This window comes from Pseudomonas saudiphocaensis (genome assembly GCF_000756775.1).
GTDB classification, from domain to species: Bacteria; Pseudomonadota; Gammaproteobacteria; order Pseudomonadales; family Pseudomonadaceae; genus Stutzerimonas; species Stutzerimonas saudiphocaensis.
This window is the reverse complement of the sequence record NZ_CCSF01000001.1, coordinates 1,031,431-1,053,848: the sequence shown is the minus strand read 5'-3', so window position 1 is coordinate 1,053,848 and position 22,418 is coordinate 1,031,431. Positions and strand designations below refer to the sequence as shown.

At 62.0% G+C, this 22,418-nt stretch carries 18 protein-coding genes; 4 read left to right on the top strand and 14 right to left on the bottom strand.

Annotation, left to right across the window (positions count from 1 at the left end; genetic code table 11):
* Positions 1–230: 230 nt before the first annotated feature.
* The 5 genes from BN1079_RS05005 to mfd form a co-directional block, all read right to left on the bottom strand.
* A complete protein-coding gene (locus BN1079_RS05005; protein ID WP_037022785.1) occupies positions 231–1,934 on the bottom strand; it encodes an ATP-dependent DNA ligase in 1,704 nt (567 codons plus the stop codon).
* 73 nt (positions 1,935–2,007) lie between these two features.
* Complete coding sequence (locus BN1079_RS05000; protein WP_037022783.1) at positions 2,008–3,021, bottom strand: ligase-associated DNA damage response exonuclease; 1,014 nt, start codon at positions 3,019–3,021, stop codon at positions 2,008–2,010.
* A gap of 176 nt (positions 3,022–3,197) precedes the next feature.
* The gene (locus tag BN1079_RS04995; protein ID WP_037022781.1) at positions 3,198–3,749 is read right to left on the bottom strand and encodes a hypothetical protein; all 552 of its coding nucleotides are present in this window, start codon (positions 3,747–3,749) and stop codon (positions 3,198–3,200) included.
* A 27-nt stretch (positions 3,750–3,776) separates the two neighbouring features.
* On the bottom strand, positions 3,777–6,014 hold the full coding sequence (locus tag BN1079_RS04990; RefSeq protein WP_037026626.1) for a DEAD/DEAH box helicase: 2,238 nt from the start codon (positions 6,012–6,014) through the stop codon (positions 3,777–3,779).
* Between the two features lie 116 nt (positions 6,015–6,130).
* Positions 6,131–9,580, bottom strand: a complete 3,450-nt coding sequence (mfd, locus tag BN1079_RS04985; RefSeq protein ID WP_037022779.1) for a transcription-repair coupling factor — start codon at positions 9,578–9,580, stop codon at positions 6,131–6,133.
* 156 nt (positions 9,581–9,736) lie between these two features.
* On the opposite strand from mfd, the gene BN1079_RS04980 reads away from it, so the two are divergent.
* Positions 9,737–11,188, top strand: a complete 1,452-nt coding sequence (locus tag BN1079_RS04980) for a glyceraldehyde-3-phosphate dehydrogenase (protein ID WP_037022778.1) — start codon at positions 9,737–9,739, stop codon at positions 11,186–11,188.
* A 69-nt stretch (positions 11,189–11,257) separates the two neighbouring features.
* On the opposite strand, the gene dapC is transcribed toward BN1079_RS04980, so the two are convergent.
* The 5 genes from dapC to purM form a co-directional block, all read right to left on the bottom strand.
* Positions 11,258–12,460: a succinyldiaminopimelate transaminase gene (gene dapC, locus BN1079_RS04975; RefSeq protein ID WP_037022776.1), complete on the bottom strand. Its 1,203-nt coding sequence runs from the start codon at positions 12,458–12,460 to the stop codon at positions 11,258–11,260.
* Between the two features lie 87 nt (positions 12,461–12,547).
* On the bottom strand, positions 12,548–13,216 hold the full coding sequence (locus tag BN1079_RS04970) for a COG3650 family protein (RefSeq protein WP_037022774.1): 669 nt from the start codon (positions 13,214–13,216) through the stop codon (positions 12,548–12,550).
* A 60-nt stretch (positions 13,217–13,276) separates the two neighbouring features.
* Positions 13,277–13,987 (bottom strand): DUF3108 domain-containing protein, encoded by a 711-nt coding sequence (locus BN1079_RS04965; protein WP_037022772.1) that lies wholly within the window; start codon positions 13,985–13,987, stop codon positions 13,277–13,279.
* Between the two features lie 10 nt (positions 13,988–13,997).
* A complete protein-coding gene (gene purN / locus BN1079_RS04960; protein ID WP_037022771.1) occupies positions 13,998–14,645 on the bottom strand; it encodes a phosphoribosylglycinamide formyltransferase in 648 nt (215 codons plus the stop codon).
* Entirely contained in the window at positions 14,645–15,703 is a 1,059-nt protein-coding gene (gene purM, locus BN1079_RS04955; protein ID WP_037022770.1) for a phosphoribosylformylglycinamidine cyclo-ligase, read from the bottom strand. Before purM ends, purN begins: the two co-directional genes overlap by 1 nt.
* Before the next feature lie 295 nt (positions 15,704–15,998).
* Here purM and BN1079_RS04950 point away from each other — a divergent pair, with 295 nt between their 5' ends.
* The 3 genes from BN1079_RS04950 (at position 15,999) to hda (ending at position 18,999) form a co-directional block, all read left to right on the top strand.
* A complete protein-coding gene (locus BN1079_RS04950; RefSeq protein ID WP_037022768.1) occupies positions 15,999–17,099 on the top strand; it encodes a DUF2066 domain-containing protein in 1,101 nt (366 codons plus the stop codon).
* 92 nt (positions 17,100–17,191) lie between these two features.
* Positions 17,192–18,298 (top strand): AI-2E family transporter, encoded by a 1,107-nt coding sequence (locus BN1079_RS04945; RefSeq protein ID WP_037022766.1) that lies wholly within the window; start codon positions 17,192–17,194, stop codon positions 18,296–18,298.
* A complete protein-coding gene (hda, locus tag BN1079_RS04940; protein ID WP_037022764.1) occupies positions 18,295–18,999 on the top strand; it encodes a DnaA regulatory inactivator Hda in 705 nt (234 codons plus the stop codon). Before BN1079_RS04945 ends, hda begins: the two co-directional genes overlap by 4 nt.
* Positions 19,000–19,094: 95 nt before the next feature.
* Here hda and BN1079_RS04935 read toward each other — a convergent pair whose 3' ends face one another.
* From BN1079_RS04935 to arsC, 4 genes are all read right to left on the bottom strand, one after another.
* The gene (locus tag BN1079_RS04935) at positions 19,095–20,606 is read right to left on the bottom strand and encodes a succinate CoA transferase (RefSeq protein ID WP_037022763.1); all 1,512 of its coding nucleotides are present in this window, start codon (positions 20,604–20,606) and stop codon (positions 19,095–19,097) included.
* A 322-nt stretch (positions 20,607–20,928) separates the two neighbouring features.
* The gene (locus tag BN1079_RS04930) at positions 20,929–21,339 is read right to left on the bottom strand and encodes a DUF2069 domain-containing protein (protein WP_037022761.1); all 411 of its coding nucleotides are present in this window, start codon (positions 21,337–21,339) and stop codon (positions 20,929–20,931) included.
* Positions 21,332–21,937 carry an NAD(P)H:quinone oxidoreductase gene (gene wrbA / locus BN1079_RS04925; protein WP_037022760.1) on the bottom strand — a complete coding sequence of 202 codons (606 nt, stop codon included), beginning with the start codon at positions 21,935–21,937 and terminating at the stop codon, positions 21,332–21,334. Before wrbA ends, BN1079_RS04930 begins: the two co-directional genes overlap by 8 nt.
* A complete protein-coding gene (arsC, locus tag BN1079_RS04920; RefSeq protein ID WP_037022758.1) occupies positions 21,934–22,287 on the bottom strand; it encodes an arsenate reductase (glutaredoxin) in 354 nt (117 codons plus the stop codon). Before arsC ends, wrbA begins: the two co-directional genes overlap by 4 nt.
* Positions 22,288–22,418: the final 131 nt, after the last annotated feature.

The following is a 22,418-nucleotide window of genomic DNA, read 5'->3' as shown; positions in this document are numbered from 1 at the left end:
AGCGGTTGCACCAGGGTGGTGCTGAATGCGTGCAGCTTCGTGATTGCGCACCGGAGTGGTGCGGTCATGTGCCGTACTGTAGCTGCGTCGTAGGACCTACCTTGTTCGGCCGGCGCTGGTGGGATGCGGTCTGGTTGTAACGGTTGGCCGAATAAATTCGGCCCTACGTCGGGGCGAGCGGCTGTCTTGTAGGGCCGAACTTGTTCGGCCATGGAACTGCGGGCGTGCCGTCAGCCCAATAGCTGCTTGAGCGTTTCCAGCGTATCGGCCTCGTCCACCGGCTTGTCCTGACGCCAGCGCAGCATGCGCGGGAAACGTACGGCGATGCCGCTCTTGTGCCGGCTGCTGGCGGCGATGCCTTCGAAGCCCAGCTCGAATACCAGCGTCGGCGTCACGCTGCGTACCGGGCCGAATTTCTCCACGGTGGTCTTGCGGATGATGGCGTCTACCTTGCGCATTTCCTCGTCGGTCAGGCCTGAATAAGCCTTGGCGAAGGGCACCAGCCTGCGCTCGGGATCGCCTGGCTCTCCAGCCCATACGGCGAATGTGTAATCAGTATAGAGGCTGGCACGGCGGCCGTGGCCGCGCTGGGCGTAGATCAGCACGGCATCCACGGCGTAGGGGTCGATTTTCCATTTCCACCAGAGGCCGACGTCCTTGGTGCGGCCAACACCATACTGCGCGGCGCGGGCCTTGATCATCATCCCTTCGACGCCGTAGGCGCGGGAGGACTCGCGTTGACGGGCCAGATCCTGCCAGTCCGTTCCGCTAACCACAGGCGAAATCATCAGTCGCGGGTCGCTGCATTGCCTGACCACCTCTTCGAGCTGCTGCCGACGTTCGTGGAGCGGTTGCTGCCGCCAATCCTCACCCTGCCATTCCAGCAGGTCGTAGGCGAGCACGGAGACGGGGGCGTCCTGCAGCACCTTGGCGGTAAGGTTCTTGCGGCCTATGCGCTGTTGCAGCAGGGCGAAGGGCTGCACGCCATAACCTTCCGAGGCGGGCGCGGGAGTATCAATGCCCGGCAGGGCAGCGGCTGGCTGCTTGGGCGGGTGCTTCCAGACCAGGATTTCGCCATCGATCACGGTGCCGTCCGGCAGGCAACCGGCCAGCTCGCACAGCTCGGGAAAGCGCTCGCTGATCAGCTCCTCGCCCCGTGACCAGATCCAGATCTGCCCATCGCGCTTGACCAGCTGCGCGCGGATGCCGTCCCACTTCCATTCGATCAGCCAGTTCTTCGGGGCGCCAAGTAGCGTCTGGAATTCCTCGGCTGGCGCCTGCAGTGGATGGGCAAGGAAGAACGGGTAGGGCTGGCCGCCACGTTGGGCATGCTCGTGTTCCGATTCGTCGGCAATCAGTGCCAGATAGCCTTTGGCGCTGGGGCGGTGGGAAAGGTCGGTGTAGCCTACCAGACGCTGTGCTACCCGCTTGGGATCGAGGTCGGCAAGTGAGGCCAGGGCGCGGGTGACCAACAATTTGGAGACCCCTACGCGGAAGGCGCCGGTGATCAGCTTGATGCTGACCATCAGGCTCAGCCGGTCCAGTTGCGTCCAGTATTCAGCCAGGCGCGATGCCTGCTCCTGCGGCGGCAGACCACGCAGGGGCAGTAGTTTTTCCTCCAGCCAGATGGCCAGGCCGTCGTCGGAGTTATGGGTGCTTGGCGGTACCAGCAGAGAAATGGTCTCGGCCAGATCGCCGACGGCCTGATAGCTTTCCTCGAATAACCATTCGGGCAACTGTGCCACCTGCATCGCCGTTTCCCGCAGCACGCGGGTTGGCACCAGCTGGCGTGGCCGCCCGCCGGCCAGGAAGTACACGGCCCAGGCAGCATCGACCGGGTCCGCTTCGCGGAAGTAATCCCGCATCGCGGCGAGCTTGGCATTGCTCGATGTGGTGGCGTCGAGGCGGCTGTAGAGGGTGGCGAAGGCTTTCAACTCGTATAGCCCCCATTGCCCGGTGAGTATTGTTCGCGAGCAAGCTCGCTTCTACGGGAGATTGAATGGGGGATCATCCGGCCTCCGGTGTGGCTGCGTCATCCTCGTCGCCGTACTCGGTTTCGAATGCCTGGGCATCGAGGCCTTGTTCGCGCAGATAACGCACCAGAATCGGAACTGAGCCGTGGGTCACCATCACCCGTTCGGCGCCGGTCTGTTCGATGGCCCAGAGCAGTCCGGGCCAGTCGGCATGATCGGAGAGCACGAAGCCGCGATCCACGCCGCGCCGACGGCGAGTGCCGCGCAGCATCATCCAGCCGCTGGCGAAGGCATCGGCATAGTCACCGAAACGACGCATCCAGGTGCTGCCACCAGCCGAAGGCGGGGCCAGGACGATGGCCTGCTTCAGGCGTGGATCCGCCTTTTTCAGGTCGCCGGCATAGAGCGTGGGTGGCAGGTAGATACCGGCATCACGGTAGACCCTGTTCAGCGGCTCGACCGCGCCATGCACCACGATGCTTCCGATAGTTTCATCGAGACCGTGGAGAATCCGCTGTGCCTTGCCGAAGGCGTAGCAGAGCAGCACGCTGGTACGGCCTACAGCGGCGTTGGCGCGCCACCAGTCATTGATGTCGCGAAACACTTCGCTTTGCGCGGGCCAGCGATAGATCGGCAGGCCGAAGGTGGATTCAGTGATAAAGGTATGGCAGCGCACGGGCTCGAAGGGGGCGCAGGTGCCGTCTGGCTCGACCTTGTAGTCACCGGAAGCCACCCAGACCTCACCGCGATATTCCAGACGCACCTGCGCCGAGCCGAGCACGTGCCCTGCGGGATGAAAGCTGAGCCGTACCCCGTGATGCTCGATGGACTCGCCATAGGCCAGCGTTTGCAGCGGCATATCTGCAGAGATACGTGAGCGCAAGATGCCTTCGCTGTCGGCAGAGGCCAGGTAATGGCCCATGCCCCAGCGCGCATGGTCGCCATGGGCGTGGGTGATGACCGCGCGCTCCACAGGGCGCCAGGGGTCGATATAGAAATCACCGGGTGGGCAATAAAGACCTTCAGGGCGAGCAACGACAAGATCCATGGGCGCGGGCTTTCGGAGGGCTTGCAGGTTGGAGCCTGTCGGGGCTACCGGAGTTCGTTTGTCGCCGCTACCCGATAGCAGCCGAAGCCAGGGCGGAAATTATTCCGCCATTGCATAGGTTTGTCAGAGCTTCGGCTTGGTGGATTGAAAACAGCCCTACAGCTCAGTGGCTACAGTCAATCCACTAACTTCAAGTGCGAGGTATCCGGCGCCGGAGTATCGCTGGCACGGCGACGTTCGCTCATATCGCTGCCGACAGGGGCCAGGCTGAACTGAGACAGATCCAGCGCCGGCGCCTGGGTGGCGGGGCGACTGTCCTGAAGATCCGCGCCGGTTGGGGCGAGACCGAAATCAGGTGCTTCGACATCGGCGAAGGCGGCCATATATTCGTCGCGCGGTGTGACATTCAGCAGTGCGGGAGTCGCGCCGGGCTGGCGTGCTGGGGCAGACGTGGGCGCTTCGGCAGGCGGCGGCGCCAGTTCGATCTCTTCGACCTCCACCGGCATGGGCCGAACCTCGGCCACCGCTCCGGCACGCGCCATGGCCTGCCGGTATTTCTCGACGCTGTCGTAGTCGAGCCCCTGCTTGATGACGATGCGGCGCCCGGAAAACAGCAGTGCGATGCGTTGAGCGTCCGCCTGGAACAGTCGCGCCAGATTAGCCTCGACCTGCTCCAGCGTGGCACCGGGGGCCAGCTCCCCGGAAAAGGCGATTTCGTAGCGGCTCATGGATATCTCCTTTGTTCGGGTAAGAGTCTAGCCAAGCGGTCCCAGCAGTGCGTCGATATCACTTTCTTCCAGAGTCCAGTCGGTTTCGCCGATGCCTTGTAGCACGCTGGCGGCCAGCTCGGCCTTGCGCGCCTGCAGTTGGCGGATCTTCTCTTCCACGGTGCCTCGGGCGATCAGCTTGTAGACGAATACAGGCTTGTCCTGACCGATGCGGTAAGCACGGTCGGTGGCCTGATTTTCCACTGCCGGGTTCCACCAGGGATCGTAATGGATCACGGTGTCGGCGGCTGTGAGGTTGAGCCCGGTTCCACCCGCCTTGAGGCTGATCAGGAACACCGGTACTTCGCCGTTCTGGAAGCGCTGGACCGGAGTGCGGCGGTCGCGGGTGTCGCCGGTTAGTGTCACGTAGTCGATGCTGCGCTGCTGCAGGCTGTCCTCGATCAGCGCCAGCATCGAAGTGAACTGGGAGAAGATCAGCACCCGGCGACCTTCTGCCAGTAGTTCCTGCAGCATTTCCAACAGGCTCTCAAGCTTGCCGGAGTTGCCGCCACGAACCGTGCGGGTGCCTTCTCCCTTGATCAGGCGCAGATCGCAGCAGACCTGGCGCAGTTTGAGCAGCGCTTCGAGGACGATGATCTTGCTGCGTGCCAGGCCTCGGCGATCGATTTCCTCGCGCACCTTGCGGTCCATGGCCAGGCGTACCGTCTCGTAGAGGTCGCGCTGCGCCGGGCTCAGCTCCACCCAATGGATGATTTCGTTCTTCGGCGGCAGCTCGTGCGCCACTTCTTCCTTGTGGCGGCGCAGCAGGAAGGGGCGAATGCGCTCGTTCAGATGCTGCAGTCGCAACGGGTCGCCGTGCTTTTCGATAGGCGTGCGGTAGCTGCGGGTGAAGTCTCTGGCACTACCCAGCCAGCCGGGCATCAGGAAGTTGAACAGCGACCAGAGCTCACCCAGGTGGTTTTCCATCGGCGTACCGGTCAGGCACAGGCGTTGGCGTGCTTGAAGCTGGCCTGCCGCCTGGGCGGCCTTGCCGGCGGCGTTCTTGATGTTCTGCGCTTCATCGAGAACCAGCACGTGCCATTGCTGTTTGGCCAGGTGATCGATATCTCTGGGCAGCAGGGCATAGGTGGTCAGCAGCAGATCGTAGTCGGCCAGTTCGGCGAAGTGTTTCTGCCGGTTAGGGCCGTGCAGGGTAAGCACGCGAAGATCAGGAGTGAAACGCGCGGCTTCGTCCTGCCAGTTGGGAATCAGGCTGGTGGGCAATACCACCAGCGCTGGATGATCGAGACGACCGGCCGTTTTCTCGACCAGCAGGTGGGCCAGGGTCTGCAGGGTTTTCCCCAGTCCCATGTCGTCGCCAAGAATACCGCCCATTTCCAGCTCGCGCAGGGTCTGCATCCAGCACAGGCCCTGCAGCTGATACGGCCGCAGTGTGGCCTGCAGGCCGGCAGGCGGCTGACAGGGAAACTGTTGATAGTCATGCAGGCGCTGGGCGAAGTCGCGCAGGTTGTCGCCGCCGTGCCATTTGAACGGAAGTCGATCGAGCAAAGCCAGGCGTGCGGCATCAGCATGGTCCAGACGCAGGCTGTCGCCCGAGGGTGGTTGCAGATAGAGATCGCCGAGGGTCGCGAGGATCGGCTTGAGCCGGCCGAAGGGCAGCAGCACTTGCAGCGGGTATTCCTTGTTACGGCGCTTGAGGCTGACCCGCAGCACTTCCTCGTCACCCCGCTGGGCCAGTTGTTCCGGAGCGAGCAGTAGCGGAGTCCTGCGGATCACATCCAACAGTACCGGCAACAGGCTGATGCGCTCATTCTCGACAACGATGCCAAGTTCCAGCTCAAACCAGGTGTGTTCCGGTGATTCCTCGATTTCGGCATACCACTGCTCGACCTCGCGCAGGTCGTAGGCGAAGCCGGGCTGGATCAGGATTTCCCAGCCTTCATCACGCAGTTCCGGCAGGTGTATCTGCACGAATTGCAGCCAGGCGCTCTCGTTGGGCAGCTCGTACATCTCGCCCGAGTCATTCGGCAGCGCCAGGCTCTGACGCAGGGCAGGCCGCAGGCCCAGTTGCTGCAGACGCCGGCGCAGGGCCTGCTCGGCTGCCGGCTGGCGGGCGATGCTGAGAACCTCCGGCCCGTCGAGCTGACGCAGGCGCTCATCGGTCCGGTTCTTGCCGTGCACCTCGGTCCGATCGTAGACGAAGCAGAGACCGGCGCGGTGCTGCTGCTCGTTGACCATCCGGCCGCTGCCGAGGTGGTAGTTCATCGACTGATGGCTGCCGAGCCTCAGGCGCGGGCGCGGTGCCAGATCATCGATACGCCTTGTCCGCGAGCCGCCCGGTGTGCCGGGCTGCGCCGCGGCATCACCGGCTGCGGCCTTCTTCACGATTCGGCTGCCGGTGCCAGCCGCTCAAGCAGTGCTTCAAGCGTGTTGAAACGCTCTTCCGGCCGTTCCATGGGAACCTGGAATTTGAACACCGTCGCGCCCTCGAACTTGTAGCGCTTGGGCTGGCTCTGGATCAGCTTGATCAGCACCATCGGGTCGACACTGGTGTCGGCCGAGAACTCGATACGGCCGCCTTGCGGGCCGGCATCGATCTTGGTGATGCCGAGCTTCTCCGCCTGCAGCTTGAGTAGCGTCAGGCGGATCAGGCTCTTGGCCGGGTCAGGCAGCAGACCAAAGCGGTCGATCATCTCCACCTGCAATTCGTTCAGGCCGTCCTGGTCGGTGGCGTTGGCGATGCGCTTGTAGAGGATCAGTCGCGCGTGCACGTCCGGCAGATAGTCTTCGGGGATCAGCGCCGGGATGCGCAGGTTGATCTCCGGGCCACCGCCCAGCGGCTGGTCCAGGTTCGGCTGTTCGCCTTTCTGGATGGCCTTGACCGCACGTTCGAGCATTTCCATGTAGAGGGTGAAGCCGACCGCCTGGATCTGCCCGCTCTGGCCTTCGCCGAGCAGTTCGCCAGCGCCGCGGATTTCCAGGTCGTGGGTGGCCAGGACAAAGCCGGCCCCCAAGTCCTGCGCGTTAGCGATGGCTTCCAGACGTTTTTCCGCATCTGGCGTCATCTGCTTGCGCGGCGGCGTCAGCAGGTAGGCATAGGCCTGGTGGTGGCTACGGCCGACGCGACCCCGTAGCTGGTGCAGCTGAGCCAGACCGAACTTGTCGGCGCGCTCGATGATGATGGTGTTGGCGCTGGGCACGTCGATACCGGTCTCGATGATGGTCGAGGCCACCAGCACGTTGAAGCGCTTGTGGTAGAAGTCGCCCATCACCTGTTCCAGCTCGCGCTCGCGCATCTGCCCGTGGCCAATGCCGATACGCGCCTCGGGCACCAGTTCGGCGAGGTCTGCGGCGCACTTCTCGATGGTCTTCACATCGTTGTGCAGGTAATAGACCTGGCCGCCGCGCAGCAGCTCGCGCAGCAGCGCTTCCTTGATGGTCGGCTTGTTGGCCTCCATGACGAAGGTGCGCACCGAGAGGCGGCGTGCCGGCGGTGTGGCAATGATCGACAGGTCGCGCATGCCGGCCACGGCCATGTTCAGGGTGCGCGGAATCGGCGTGGCGGTGAGGGTGAGGATGTCCACCTCGCTGCGCAGCGCCTTGAGCTGCTCTTTCTGGCGCACGCCGAAACGGTGTTCCTCGTCGATGATCACCAGCCCCAGGTTGGTGAACTTCACATCGTCCTGCAGCAGCTTGTGGGTGCCGATGAGGATGTCCACCTTGCCTTCGGCGAGTTCGTTTACCGCCGCTTGGATTTCCTTCGCCGACTTGAAGCGGCTCATCACCTCGACCTTTACCGGCCAGTCGGCGAAGCGGTCGCGGAAGCTGTTGTAGTGCTGCTGGGCGAGCAGGGTGGTGGGCACCAGTACGGCGACCTGCTTGCCGCTGTGAACGGCGATAAAGGCCGCGCGCATGGCCACTTCGGTCTTACCGAAGCCGACATCGCCACAGACCAGGCGATCCATGGGTTTCGGCGCGAGCAGGTCGGCGCGCACCGCGTCGATGGCCGCCTGCTGGTCCGGTGTCTCCTCGAAAGGGAAGCCGGCGCTGAAGGTGTCGTAGTCCAGCTGCGGGTCCTGGAAGGCATAGCCTTGCCGGGCGGCGCGGCGGGCATAGATGTCCAGCAGTTCGGCGGCGACGTCGCGTACCTGTTCGGCGGCCTTGCGCTTGGCTTTCTGCCATTGCTCGGAGCCGAGTCGATGCAGCGGCGCCAGGGCATCATCGCTGCCGGTGTAGCGGGCGATCAGGTGCAGGCTGGCCACCGGCACGTAAAGCTTGGCGTCCTCGGCGTACTGCAACTGGAGGAATTCGGCAGCCTGGCCGTCGAATTCCATGGTGACCAGGCCCTGATAGCGGCCGACACCGTGGTCGATATGCACCACCGGCGCACCTTCGCGCAGCTCGGTGAGGTTCTTGATGACGTTCTCGCCGGCATCGCGGATCTTCTCGCGGCGGCGGCGCTGCATGACGCGCTGACCGAACAGGGGGCTCTCGGCGATCAGCGCCAGTTCCGGTTGCTGCAGCAGCAGGCCGTCATCCAGCGGGGCGATAGTGATGGCCAGACGCTCATCGCTGGCGAGGAAACCTGGCCAGCCTTCGACTTCCTGAGGCCGCAGTTTCAGGCGCGCGAGCAACTCCAGCAGCACTTCACGACGGCCGGCGGTTTCCGCGGTAAACAGAACACGGCCGGGGAACTCGTCGAGAAAGCGCCGTAGTGCACCCAGGGGCTCGCTGGCGCGGGCTTCGATGGCCAGCTCCGGTAGCGCGCTGGCGGGAAAGCGTTCGCGGCCAATGCCGGATTCTAGATCTTCCTGGCTGGCGACCACGCGCGGCCAGAGCTTCAGACGGGCGAAGCAGTCCTCCACCGGCACGAATAACTCAGCCGGCGGCAGCAGCGGCCGCTCGGGGTCGACGCGGCGTTCCTCGTAACGGTTGCGCACATCCTTCCAGAAATTCTCGGCGGCCTGCTCGATGCCGGGCAGGGAAAATACCTGGGTGTCGTCGGGCAGGTAGTCGAACAGCGTCGAGGTTTCGTCGAAGAACAGCGGCAGGTAGTACTCGATGCCCGCCGGGGTGATGCCGGTGGAGAGATCCTGATAGACCGGGCAACGGCGGAAGTCCACGTCGAAGCGCTCACGGAAGCGCGCGCGAAAGCCGGTGACCGATTCCTTCTTTAGCGGAAACTCGCGGGCTGGCAGCAGACGTACCGAGTCCACCTTGTCGATGGAGCGCTGATTCTCCGGGTCGAAGGTGCGCAACGTCTCGATCTCGTCGTCGAACAGATCGATGCGGTAAGGCAGGGCGCTGCCCATCGGATAGAGGTCGATCAGCGCGCCGCGTACGGCAAATTCGCCGTGCTCGTAGACGGTGTCCACGCAGCGGTAGCCCGCAGCCTCCAGACGCGAGCGCATCTGCTCGACATCGAGCTTCTGCCCGATATCCAGCACCAGGCTGCTGCCCAGCAGGAAGCGCTTGGGGGCCAGGCGGTGTAGCGCCGTGGTGATCGGAACTACCAGTACGCCGTGGGTCAGCTCGGGCAGCTGGTAGAGGGTGGCGATACGCTGGGAAATGATGTCCTGGTGCGGCGAGAACACATCGTAGGGCAGCGTTTCCCAGTCGGGGAAATGCAGCACCGGCAGCTCCGGGGCGAAGAAGGCGAGTTCTTCCTTGAAGCGCTCGGCGCTCTGGCTGTCGGCGGTAAGAAGAAGGGTGAAGCGCTTGGCGCTGCTGGCGGACTCGGCGATGGCCAGGCTCAGCGCGGCTCCGGGAAGGTTGCCCCAGGTTTGCTTGCCGCTGGCGGCGGGCATGGGCGGAAGGCGCAATACGGACACGAGTGGACGTGACTCCGGACGGAAAATGAATCGCAGGATTGTAACTATCGCGAAGCGCGAGTGTCAGTGTTTCGTCCGTTGCAATTGCCCGAGTTGGGGCAGAACGGCATAATGTAGCCCTTTTTCTCAGCCCCTACATGTTGGAAGGAACTGCCCGTGACTCAGAAGCCCGACCAGTGTCTTGGTGAATGGATTGACCGCGAAGCGCTCGCCGAAGCAATGATTCCGCTGATTGGCCAGCTGTACCGCAACAACAACGTGGTTACCTCCATCTATGGCCGTGGCCTGATCAACCGCTCGACGATCGCCATTCTCAAGGCGCACCGCTTCGCTCGCCATCGCCAGGCCGATGCGGCGGAACTGTCCGTCCATGAAACCCACCAGATCCTGACCACCATGACCGACATGAACCTGGGCGCCGCTTCGGTGGACCTGGGCAAGCTCGTGGGCAAGTTCAAGGCTGAAGGTAATGGCCGTACGCTTGATCAGTTCGTCCGTGACGAGCTGGCCGAAGTCGCTGGCAAGCGCACTACGGTCTCCGGCCACAAAGGCACCGACGTGGTGCTCTACGGCTTTGGCCGTATCGGTCGCCTGCTGGCCCGCATCCTGATCGAGAAGACCGGTGGCGGCGACGGCCTGCGCCTGCGTGCCATCGTTGTGCGCAAGGGAGCTGACAACGATCTGGAGAAACGCGCCAGCCTGCTGCGCCGCGACTCGGTACACGGTCCTTTCGATGGCACCATTCATATCGATGCCGAGAACAACACCATCACCGCCAATGGCAACCTGATTCAGGTGATCTACTCCAACGATCCGGCCTCCGTGGACTACACCCAGTACGGCATCGAGAACGCGCTGCTGGTGGATAACACCGGCAAGTGGCGTGATGCTGAAGGTCTCGGCCAGCACCTCAAGTGCCCGGGTGTTGCCCGCGTCGTCCTTACCGCACCTGGCAAGGGCGAGCTGAAGAACATCGTGCACGGCATCAACCATGGCGAGATCACCGCTGACGACAAGATCATCTCCGCCGCTTCCTGCACCACCAACGCCATCGTGCCGGTGCTCAAGGCAGTGAATGATGAGTACGGCATCGTCAACGGACACGTCGAGACCGTTCACTCGTACACCAACGACCAGAACCTGATCGACAACTTCCACAAGGGCAGCCGTCGTGGCCGCAGTGCGGCGCTGAACATGGTCATCACCGAAACTGGCGCTGCCACCGCCGCCGCCAAGGCGCTTCCGGTACTGAAAGGCAAGCTGACCGGCAACGCCATTCGCGTACCGACGCCCAACGTCTCCATGGCCATCCTCAACCTGAACCTGGAGAAGGCCACCACCCGCGACGAGATCAACGAGTACCTGCGCCAGATGGCCATGCACTCGGACCTGCAAAAGCAGATCGACTTCGTCAACTCGCAGGAAGTGGTTTCCACCGACTTCGTCGGCTCGCGCCATGCCGGTGTTGTCGATGCCGAGGCGACCATCTGCAGCGACAACCGCGTCGTGCTCTACGTCTGGTACGACAACGAGTTCGGCTACAGCTGCCAGGTCGTACGCGTGATGGAAGACATGGCTGGGGTCAACCCGCCCGCTTTCCCGCGCTGAGTCTGCGCTGAATAAAAACGGGAGCCTCGGCTCCCGTTTTTTTTGCCTGGGTTTTGTTAGACCAGCTCTTCAGCTTTCCAGGGAAAGAATGAACGCGCGAATCCGCTCGGCGGCTTCGATGCAGTCGGCCAGGGGAGCGACCAGGGCCAGGCGTACACGGCTGGCGCCAGGATTGAAGCCATCGACTTCGCGAGACAGATAGGAGCCCGGCACCAGGGTGACGTGTTCATGCGCATAGAGCTCGCGGGTAAAGCGCTGATCGTCGATGGGCGTCTTCGGCCATAGATAGAAACCGCCGTCAGGAAGCTGCACATCCATGACCGGCGCGAGGATATCCAGCACCGCAGCAAACTTTTCCCGATACATGTCCCGGTTGGCACGGACATGGCTTTCGTCCTTCCAGGCAGCGATGCTTGCCAGCTGGGTCGGTACCGACATGGCGCAGCCGTGGTAGGTGCGGTAGAGCAGAAAAGCCTTGAGCACCCGCGCATCGCCGGCGACAAAACCAGAGCGCAGTCCCGGCAGGTTGGAGCGTTTGGACAGGCTGTGGAAAACCACGCAGCGCTTGAAATCGTTGCGACCCAGGGCAGCGCAGGCAGTCAGGAGCCCGGGTGGTGGCTGATCTTCATCAAAGTAGAGTTCGCTGTAGCATTCGTCGGCGGCGATGATGAAGTCGTGTTCGTCAGCCAGAGCGATCAGCTTCTTCAGCGTTTCCAGTGGCACCAGCGCGCCGGTGGGGTTGCCGGGAGAGCAGAGGAACAGGATTTGCGTGCGCTTCCAGATATCTTCGCTAACCCGGTCAAAATCCGGATTGAAACCGTTCTCTGCCGTACACGGCAGGTAATGCGGTGTGGCACCGGCCAGCAGCGTGGCGCCTTCATAGATCTGATAGAACGGGTTGGGGCTGAGCACCAATGCATCGGGCAGCCGGTTGACCATGGCCTGGGTAAAGGAGAACAGCGCCTCACGGGTGCCGTTGACCGGCAACACATGCTGCGCCGGGTCGACGGCACCCTGGTTCAGGCCAAAGCGACGCTCGCACCAACCGGCGATGGCTTCACGCAAGGCGGGAATGCCCAGGGTAGTCGGATACACGGACAGTTGATCGAGATTGTCTGCCAGTGCCTTGGCGACGAAGTCCGGTGACTGATGTTTCGGCTCGCCGATGGATAGCGCTATGGGGCGCTTGTCGCTGGGCGGCTGGGCATCTGTAAGCAGGGCGCGGAGTTTTTCGAAGGGGTAGGGCTGCAGCAGGTTCAGGGCGTCATTCATTTTGTGTCTTCGAGACGTCGGGAAATAATCGCAAGGGTGCTTGTAGAAACGCAGCGATGGCAATGCAGCTCGTTCTTTTAGTGCCCTTCAGTCGTTGCGCGCACCACCATAGTAGGCGCAGCCAAGCAGGGTCTGGCCATCATTGAGCCGCAGTTCGGCGCTCAGATGGCTGACGGCTCCGGAGGCGCTGTCCACGCAGCGTTGCGGTGCCACCCAGAGGTTGAGGCGCTGGTCGTCGGCTTCGCTGCTAAAGCTGGTCTGGCCCCCGGGCAACTGCTCTTCGAGATAAGGCAGTGCCAATGGAGGATGCTCAGGGCGTTCGAGCAGCATGCCCTGGCGAGTGATGCGCAGGCTCCAGAACGGCTCGTTGCCGCTGGCGCGCAGCATCAGCTGTTGGAAATTGTCGGCACTGCAGCCATGCCCTTCGTTCTGCAGGCGATAGACACGGGTCAGCTTTAGCTGGCCGCTGCCGTCAGGTCGGGAAATCAGTTCACCGCGGACATCGGCGAAAAGGTTCTGCGCGCCGTCGCTGAACAGGGCCTGGGCATCGTCTGGCAGTCCGGTTGCGGCTGTATCGATAAGCTCCAATTGGCGCTGACCCTGGCAGGTACGTAGCAACAGCTGGCCTTGGCTCTGGCTGATTACACCTTGCAGGCGTTCAGTGGGCTGGGTTGTAGCGCGCTCACTCCCGCCGAGCATCTGGCAGCCGGCAAACAGGGGCAGCAAGGCAAACAGCAGGATGCGATGACAGGTCATGGGAAAACTCGACGTGGAAGCAGAAGGATTGCGCCAGCCCAGCAAGCTGGCGCGATGAGATCATTCGCCCTTTACGGCCTTACCGGCGACGATGCCGTCTTCGAGCATGATCTGGTATTCCTTGCCGTCTTTTTCCACCTGATGCAGGCGCACCAGCAGGTAGTCCCAGTCAGTGGCAAACCAGAGGATGGTCTGGCGCTTGCTCTGCGTAGGGTCGCGTACGCGCTCGACCTTGATTGCATCGACCTGGCCGGCCTTGGTGCTGACCCGTTCCTCACCCAGTACTCGGAAGTCGTAGGTTTCGATTTCGTCGCCATCGACGACCTGGTAGCTCATGCTCTTCTCGCCAGCTGCCACGGCATGTTGCAGCGCGACCTGGTAAGTCGACTTGTCGAGCAGGCCGCGATTGAGCGGCAGCTTGACCGGATCTCCACGGTCCTCGCCGACGACCTGTTTGGCTTCCCAGTCGAAGTTGTGCTTGATGGCCTTGCCTTTGCCAAGACCGCTGCGCTTGAGACGGTAGCTTTGCGGCAGGAAGGTTTCCCCTTCGAGGCTGAAGGTGCTGCGCTCGTTGAGGCTGGCCACCAGCATGGAGGCTTCGAAGTCGAGCCTCCAGTTTCCATCGTCGAGCTTTTCCAGGCTGCGCTTGGCGGTGCCGCTGACTGGCACCTGTTTCCAGTCGGCCGTGTAGGTGGCAGAGAAGGGCTTGAGGTCCAGGGCGTGAGCCGGCAGGGCCAGTACGGCTAGAGCAAGCAGCAGGGCGCGACGCATTCAGAGTCTCCTAGATTCTTATCAGGTGGCCGGTAACCGGTAGCAGTACGCCATCCAGCATCGCGCCCTCGGAGGCAAGGCGCAAGCGTCCTTCGGCAAACCAGCGAACGGCCAAAGGGTAGATGACATGCTCGGCAGCATGCACGCGACTGGTCAGCGCGTCGATGCTGTTCTCATTACCGATGGTGAACACGGCTTGTAAGGCTACGGGGCCGCCATCAAGCTCTTCAGTGACGAAGTGCACGCTGCAACCGTGTTCGCTGTCCCCGGCATCGAGAGCACGGCGATGCGTATCCAGCCCCTTGTGCTTGGGCAACAGCGATGGGTGGATGTTAAGCAGGCGACCCTGATAATGACGCACAAAGCCAGGTGTCAGGATGCGCATGAAGCCCGCCAGCAGCACCAGATGCGGGGAGTACTCGTCGATGATCGTTTTCAGCGCTGCGTCGAACGCCTCGCGATCACTGAAGTCCTTGTGTTGCACCACGTGGGTGGGAATGCCGGCGGCGCCTGCGCGCTGAAGCCCGAACGCCTCGGCGCGATTGGAGATTACCGCGCGGATGCAGGTCGGATTGTCCTCGCCGAGGCTATCGATCAGGGCCTGGAGGTTGCTGCCAGACCCGGAAATCAGCACGACGACATTGCAGGGTGCGCTCATCAATGGCTTTTCAGGTTGTTCAGTACGACACGCTCGGCGCCCGCCTCAGCGGCTGCGATCTCGCCGATGACCCACGGCGATTCACCGCTTGCACGGAGGTTGGCAAGCACTGCTTCGACTTGATCCTGTGCAACGCAGATGACCATGCCGACGCCGCAGTTGAGGACGCGGTGCATTTCATGCTCGTCGACGTTGCCTTGCTGCTGCAGCCAGTCGAACACAGCCGGGCGCTGCCAGCTGGCGATATCGATGATGGCCTGGCTGCCTTCGGGCAGTACGCGCGGGATATTGTCCAGCAGGCCGCCGCCAGTGATGTGAGCCATGGCCTTGACCGCGGCGGTGTCCTTGATCAGCTTGAGCAGCTGCTGGACGTAAATGCGTGTCGGGGCCATCAGCAGGTCGGTCAGCGGCTTGCCGTCCAGTTGGACCTGCTCGATATCGGCACCGGCGACTTCGATGATCTTGCGGATCAGCGAATAGCCGTTGGAGTGCGGGCCGGAAGAGGGCAGCGCGATCAGGGCGTCGCCAGCCGCGACTTTGCTGCCATCGATGATTTCGCTCTTTTCCACCACGCCTACGCAGAAGCCGGCCAGGTCGTAGTCCTCGCCTTCATACATGCCAGGCATCTCGGCGGTCTCACCACCGACCAGCGAGCAACCAGCCAGCTCGCAACCGGCACCGATGCCGGTGACTACGGTGGCGGCAATATCAACGTTGAGCTTGCCGGTGGCGTAGTAATCGAGAAAGAACAGCGGCTCGGCGCCGCACACCACCAGATCGTTCACGCACATGGCGACCAGGTCCTGGCCGATGCTGTCGTGCTTGTTCAGGTTCAGCGCCAGACGCAGCTTGGTACCGACACCGTCGGTGCCGGAGACCAGTACCGGCTGCTTGTAGCCGGCAGGAATTTCGCAGAGCGCGCCGAAGCCGCCGAGGCCGCCCAGGACTTCAGGGCGTGCGGTGCGCTTGGCAACACCTTTGATGCGTTCGACCAGCGCTTCGCCCGCATCGATATCGACGCCAGCGTCCTTGTAGCTGATGGAGGGTTGCTTGCTCATAGAGAATCTGGACCTGTGAAGGGAATGCGGGGCGACCAGGTCGGACGAGGCTGCGCCTCGATTTGGCGTGGTGCCTGACCGGTCTGCGGAAAGCGCGAGATTTTATCAGGCTTGCTGCATAGCGACCATCCCGCGCATGATTCGTGGTCGATGAGTTTTGTGCCTCCATCGTTGTTTGACGCCCAAGCTGTAGCGCAGCGGTTGCTCTGTTACTGGGGCCTGTTTAAGGTAGTGGCCAATTCCTACAGCCTGCTGCACCGTGCCTTTCCTGTCTGCCCAGCCAGCGAGTAACTTCATGCATCTCATACCCCGCCTTTTGACCTTTTGTTGCGCATTGGTGGCAGCTTCTTCGGGCATGGCCGCATCGCTTCCCGATCTGTACAAGGTACGCGAGGCGGTTGCCACGCAGCAGCCGAGTGAACGCGAGGAGGCGCTGCGACAGGCTTTCGATACGTTGCTGCTGCGCCTGACCGGCGATACGGATACGCAGAATAAGAATGTGGCACAACTGCGCCAGGACCCTCAGCAGCTGATCAGCAAGTACGTTTATGAAGAGGGCGCGGTGGTGGTGGATTTCGATCCGCTCACGACCGAGCGTGCGCTGCGCTCTGCAGGCCTGTCGCTATGGGGGGCGGAGCGTCCCGGCATTCTGGCCTGGTGGCTGACTGAAACCGTTGAGGGCTCGCAGCTGGTAGGTGATACGCGCGACGGCACCGCCGATCTGCAAGCGGCCGCGCAGCACCGCGGTTTGCCTCTGCGGCTGCCGCTGGCTGATCTGAGCGAGCAGCTTGCCGTTACCGCCGAAACCCTCGCAGCAAAGGACCCGCAGGAGCTTCGAGAATTGTCCGAGCGCTACGATGCGGACGGGCTGCTGGCAGTGCGGGCGCGAAAATCCGGGGAGCGTTGGGAAGCTGACTGGAAGTTCTGGCTGGCAGACAAACAGACCCAGGGCAAGGCCACGGGGACTGACCGCGGCGAGCTGGCCGATGCGGTGATGCGAGCTGTCAGCGTATTCCTGGCACCTCATTATCGGGTTGAGCCTGGAGCGATCGAGGAAATTACCTTGGAAGTTCTGGGCGCCGATGTTGAGCGCTTTGCCGAGCTGGACCGTCTTCTGGAGCCCTTCGGCGCACGCTTGTTACGAGTGGAAAGTGATCGGCTGGTCTATCAGCTCAACGCCAGTCCCGACCAGTTGCGGGCCCAGCTTGCCCTGGCGCGACTGCAGGAAGTACCGGCCGATGAGGTTGCAGCCCCAACGCTGCTTCCAGAGACGGAGGTGTCGGCGGATGCTGACTCGCCGGTGGATGCCGGCGCGTCGTTAGAAGAGCCAGAGCAGCCTGTCTCCGAGCAGCCACAACAGCCCGACCAGGGCGAAGTGTTGCGCTATCGCTGGTGACGGGCGTTAGCTCGTCGTATACCGCTGCGCACGCCTGACTTGCGGCTGCGATGACGCCGCAGGCCTGCGATCTATCTGAACAAGGCATAAATATGACGATTACGCATAACAACCGCTGGCTATGGCTGGCGGCACTTGTGTTGCTTGGCTGGCTGGTCTATCGGCTTTCTCCGATTCTTTCGCCATTTCTGGTTGGCATACTGCTGGCCTATCTGGGTGACCCGCTGGTGGATCGTCTGGAGCGCAGAAACCTGTCACGCACCTGGGGCGTGATTGTGGTGTTCGCGCTGTTTACCTTGTTGTGCATGTTGCTGCTGTTGGTGCTGTTGCCGATGCTTGGCAAACAGCTGATGCATTTGTACGCGCTGGCACCGCAGGGGCTCGATTGGTTGCAGGTTACGGCGCTGCCATGGGTGCAGGCGCAGTTCGGTCTGGAAGATGACTTCTGGCGTCTCGATCAGCTCAAGAGCGCATTCACTGCCAATCTGGGCAGTACCAAGGACGTACTGGCGGTGGTGATCAGCCAGGCAACGGCCTCGAGCCTGGCATTGGTGACCTGGCTGGCAAATCTGCTGCTGGTGCCGGTCGTGTGCTTCTACCTGCTACGCGATTGGGATCTGATCATGGCCAAGCTGCGCGGGCTACTGCCGCGCCGGCGCGAGGAAACCATCATGCTCCTGATGCGCGAATGCCACGAGGTGATCGGCGCCTTCCTCCGTGGCCAGCTGCTGGTGATGCTGGCGTTGGCCGTCGTGTATTCCATCGGCCTGATGCTGGTCGGCATCGATTTGGGGTTATTGATCGGCGTGCTGGCAGGGCTTGCCAGCATCGTGCCCTATATGGGCTTCGTGGTCGGCATCGGTGCGGCGATAGTGGCTGTGCTGTTCCAGTTCGGCCTTGATCCTTATCCTTTGCTGGGTGTTGCCGCTGTGTTCACCGTAGGGCAGATGCTTGAAGGCATGCTGTTGACGCCACTCTTGGTGGGCGACCGGATCGGTCTGCATCCTGTGGCGGTGATCTTCGCGATACTGGCCGGAGGGCAGCTGTTTGGCTTCGCTGGGGTTTTGCTGGCGTTGCCGGTGGCGGCAGTGATCATGGTTCTGCTGCGACATGTGCATGATCTCTATAAACTCTCCGACCTTTACGCCGAGCCCGCTGCCGAGCCCCCCGCACCGATCGAGCCACCAAGTCAGCCATGAAACCCATTCAGCTTCCCCTGGGCATCCGTCTCCGTGACGACGCCACCTTCGCCAACTTCTATCCAGGCGCCAATGCTGCGGCGATGGGCTACGTCGAGCGCATCTGCTCACCGGAAGCTGGCTGGTCGGACGAGTTGGTCTACCTCTGGGGCAATGTCGGAGTAGGGCGCAGCCACCTTCTGCAGGCGGCCTGTCTGCGAGTCGAGCAGCGCGGTGAGCGGGCCGTCTACTTGCCACTTGCCGATGTGGCTGAGTACGGCCCGGCACTGCTGGACAATCTTGAGCAGTGCGAGCTGGTGTGCCTGGATGATCTGGATGCGGTTGCCGGTGATTCGCTGTGGGAAGAGGCGCTGTTCCATCTGTTCAACCGCCTGCGCGACGCCGGGCGCCGCCTGTTGCTCGCGGCCAGTGCCTCGCCGCGCGAGATTGCCGTGCAGCTGCCCGATCTCAAGTCCCGGCTGAGCCTGTCACTGGTGTTCCAGTTGCAGCAGCTTTCCGACGAGGACAAGCTGCGTGCGCTACAGCTACGCGCCTCGCGCCGAGGGCTGAACCTGCCGGATGATGTGGGCCGTTTCATCCTTACGCGCGGCGCACGCAGCATGAGCGCATTGTTCGAGCTGCTTGACCGCCTCGATCAGGCTTCTCTGCAGGCCCAGCGCAAGCTGACCATTCCCTTTCTCAAGGAAACCCTCGGCTGGTAAACGCAAGTTCGTGAATGCGTCTGCCTGCAGTCTGTTTCATCGGGCAGGTGAAATGAAAAAGGACCCCGAAGGGCCCTTTTTCAATGTCGCGGAGCTTACTTGCTCAGCTTCATGGTGCCGTGCTCGGCCAGGTGGGTGTGCCAGGAGAAGGCCTTTTCCAGCACGTGCGGGGTGTGGCCGCCGCGCGCCTTGGCTTCTTCCAGGTAGTCCAGAGCCTGCTGCTTGTAGTCCGGGTGCATGCAGTTGTTGATGATGCGCTCGGCTGCTTCGATCGGCGCCAGGCCACGCAGGTCCGCATAGCCCTGCTCGGTGATGATGCAGTCCACGTCGTGGTTGGTGTGGTCCACGTGGGTGACGAACGGAACGATGGAAGAAACGTTGCCGTTCTTGGCCGTCGAGGTGGTCACGAAGATGCTGATGCGAGCGTTACGGGCGAAGTCACCCGAACCGCCGATGCCGTTCATCATGTGGGTGCCACTGACGTGCGTAGAGTTCACGTTGCCGTAGATGTCGGCTTCCAGTGCGGTATTGAAGGAGATGATGCCCAGGCGGCGGATGACTTCCGGATGGTTGGATATCTCCTGCGGACGGAACACCACCTTGCCGGCGTACTTGGCCATGTCGGAAGCCAGGTTGTCCACGCGCTTCTTCGACAGGGAGAAGGCGGTACCGGCGGCGAACTTCACCACACCAGCGTCGATCAGATCGAACACGCCGTCCTGCAGTACTTCGGAAGCCACTACCAGGTCCTTGAACTCGGAAGTGCGCATGCCGTTCAGTACGGCGTTGGCAACGGAGCCTACGCCGGACTGCAGTGGTGCCAGGCTGTTGGTCAGACGACCGGACCTAACTTCTGCACGCAGGAATTCGAGCAGGTTGTCGGCGATCTTCTGAGTTTCTTCGTTCGGCTCGAACAGCGGCGAAGGAATGTCCGGCTGGCTGGAGAGGACGATGCCGCGGACCTTGGCCGGATCCACCGGGATGCCAACGGTGCCGATGCGGGTGCTGATGTCGTAGACGGGGATGTCTTTACGTGCATTTTCGCCAGCAGGGCCAGGCACGTAGATATCGTGCATGCCTTCGTATTCGCGCGGAGCAGAGGTGTTGAGCTCGATGATTACGTGCTTGGCGGTCTGAACGAAGATCGGCGAGTTACCTACCGAGCCGGTCGGAATGATCTGGCCGTCTTCGGTGATGGCTGCCGCTTCGATGATGGCGTAGTCGACCTGGGGCAGTACGCCCTGGCGGATCAGTTCGGCCATGTGGGACAGATGCTGGTCGATGTAGAGGACTTCACCGGCGTTGATTTTCTTACGCTGAACCGGGTTGCCCTGGTAAGGGATACGCTTGTTGATGATGCCGGCTTCAGCCATGGACTGGTCAGCGGCAGGGCCCATGGAGGCGCCAGTGAAGAGGTTGACCTTGAACTTCTCTTTTTGGCCGCGCTCAGAAAGTGCTCGGGGAAATTCTTTGGGCTCACCGAAAAGAGTGAAGCCACTCATGCCCAGTGTCATGCCATCTTCGATCCACGATGCAGCTTCTTCTGCGGAAACGACTTTATCCAGGAATGCAGCATTGCGAATGTATTTGTTCAAGTCCGTTGTCATGAAGTCACCGTAGAATTCGTCTCATGAATGTCTGTCGAGTCCTGCGCCCTTGATCAAGCGTTCTGAAGGATCAGGGTGCAGCTGTCTTCCACTCTGGAAGGCCAAAACTCGACTCTTTTACCACCCGGACTTCTAGAAGTCCATGAGGGTGCCTTGCCTGCAAACTTGCATTCCCCAAGGGCTACTCCCGTTTCGTCGAGTCACGAAGGAACGGGAGCAGGCCCTGTTGGCTCGCAACATTCTAGGGGGCCACGCTTTTTTGGCTGTTATACGAAAGTCGATTGTTCAGATCGATCCAAAGGCTTAGCTGGCGGCCAGATAATTAGCTCTCGCCCGAAGCTTTTCGTTCGTATTGATAGCCCCAGCGGGTGTAAAGCAGTGCGCTGATGAACAGGGTCAAGCTAATGATGGCTTCCAGCCAGCCATAGATCATCCGGGCCGGGTCGATGGCAGCAAGCACACCCTGGATAAAGTATAGATTGACTATGAAGCAGGTCCAGGCATGCGCACGTGGGCTGCCGGCAATCATCCCGGGGGCGACCAGCAACAGTGGAACAAGCTGAATGCTGATCACTACCCAGGTACGCGCCCCATAAAGCTCGGCAAATACCAGATTCCAGACCAGCAGCAATACGGCGAGGCCAATGAAGCTCGCCATGCTGATTGCGCGGCTGATCTTGACCCGTGGCTTCAGCCATTCCAGGGATGGCAGCGGCTTTTTCTTTCTAGCCACGTTTGCTCTCCAGCGCGTTAGCAGTGCGGGCAAGGCGTTCGCCAAAGGCGCGGCACAGGGTTTTCTCGTGCTCATCCAATGCGCGCTTGCCGTCCGCTCCGGCGAAGTGGCTGGGGCCGTATGGCGTGCCGCCGCCGCTGGTTTCCAACAGGGAGCTTTCGCTGTACGGCAGACCCATCAGGAGCATGCCGTGGTGCATCAGTGGCAGCAGCATGGAGAGCAACGTGCTTTCCTGGCCGCCGTGCAGGCTGGCAGTGGAGGTGAAGACGCCTGCCGGTTTGCCGACCAGCTCGCCGGTCAGCCAGAGGCCACTGGTGCCGTCGAGGAAGTATTTCAGTGGGGCGGCCATGTTGCCGAAACGGGTCGGGCTGCCCAGCGCCAGGCCAGCGCAGTTCTTCAGGTCCTCAAGCGTCGCGTAGATCGCGCCCTGTTCGGGAATGCCCGGCGCTACCGCCTCACATTCGGTGGATACGGCTGGCACAGTGCGTAGCTTTGCTTCCACTCCGGCCTGTTCGACGCCGCGGGCGATCTGGCGTGCCATTTCCGCCGTGGCGCCGTGGCGGCTGTAATAGAGCACCAGGATGTAGGGCGCACTCATGGCAGAAGCTCCAGCACTTTCTCCGGTGGCCGACCAATCACCGCGCTGTCGCCGGCAATGAGGATCGGGCGCTCGATAAGGCGGGGATGGGCGGCCATTGCTGCGATGAGCTGCGTATCGCTAAGTGTCGGGTCGGCCAGGTTGAGACTGCGGTACTCCTCTTCGCCAGTCCGTAACAGCTGCCGCGGGCCGATGCCCAAGCGGGCAAGGATCGCCTGGAGTTCGTCACCCGTAGGCGGTGTCTCTAGATAGAGGACGATACTCGGTTGCAGACCGCGCTCTTCGAGCAACGCCAAGGCCTGGCGTGACTTCGAGCAGCGCGGATTGTGGTATAGGGTGAGTTCGGTCATGGGGCTGGCTTAGGTTTTCCGAGGTTGCTTCATGTCTGTGTAGTTGGCCATTCTAACCCTCAATCTGGTGATGCTTGAAACGTCAGGGCCTGCGCTGCGTTGTCAAAGACGTAAACAGGGGACTTTCTAGG

Coding starts and splice junctions, on each gene's coding strand:
- hda (WP_037022764.1), top strand. CDS start 18,295: ATGAAACCCATTCAGCTTCCCCTGGGCATCCGTCTCCGTGACGACGCC.
- BN1079_RS05000 (WP_037022783.1), bottom strand. CDS start 3,021: ATGGATCTTGTCGTTGCTCGCCCTGAAGGTCTTTATTGCCCACCCGGT.
- BN1079_RS04935 (WP_037022763.1), bottom strand. CDS start 20,606: ATGACAACGGACTTGAACAAATACATTCGCAATGCTGCATTCCTGGAT.
- BN1079_RS04970 (WP_037022774.1), bottom strand. CDS start 13,216: ATGACCTGTCATCGCATCCTGCTGTTTGCCTTGCTGCCCCTGTTTGCC.
- BN1079_RS04950 (WP_037022768.1), top strand. CDS start 15,999: ATGCATCTCATACCCCGCCTTTTGACCTTTTGTTGCGCATTGGTGGCA.
- BN1079_RS04965 (WP_037022772.1), bottom strand. CDS start 13,987: ATGCGTCGCGCCCTGCTGCTTGCTCTAGCCGTACTGGCCCTGCCGGCT.
- wrbA (WP_037022760.1), bottom strand. CDS start 21,937: ATGAGTGCGCCCTACATCCTGGTGCTCTATTACAGCCGCCACGGCGCC.
- BN1079_RS04995 (WP_037022781.1), bottom strand. CDS start 3,749: ATGAGCCGCTACGAAATCGCCTTTTCCGGGGAGCTGGCCCCCGGTGCC.
- purM (WP_037022770.1), bottom strand. CDS start 15,703: ATGAGCAAGCAACCCTCCATCAGCTACAAGGACGCTGGCGTCGATATC.
- BN1079_RS04990 (WP_037026626.1), bottom strand. CDS start 6,014: ATGAACTACCACCTCGGCAGCGGCCGGATGGTCAACGAGCAGCAGCAC.
- arsC (WP_037022758.1), bottom strand. CDS start 22,287: ATGACCGAACTCACCCTATACCACAATCCGCGCTGCTCGAAGTCACGC.
- purN (WP_037022771.1), bottom strand. CDS start 14,645: ATGAGCGCACCCTGCAATGTCGTCGTGCTGATTTCCGGGTCTGGCAGC.
- dapC (WP_037022776.1), bottom strand. CDS start 12,460: ATGAATGACGCCCTGAACCTGCTGCAGCCCTACCCCTTCGAAAAACTC.
- BN1079_RS04945 (WP_037022766.1), top strand. CDS start 17,192: ATGACGATTACGCATAACAACCGCTGGCTATGGCTGGCGGCACTTGTG.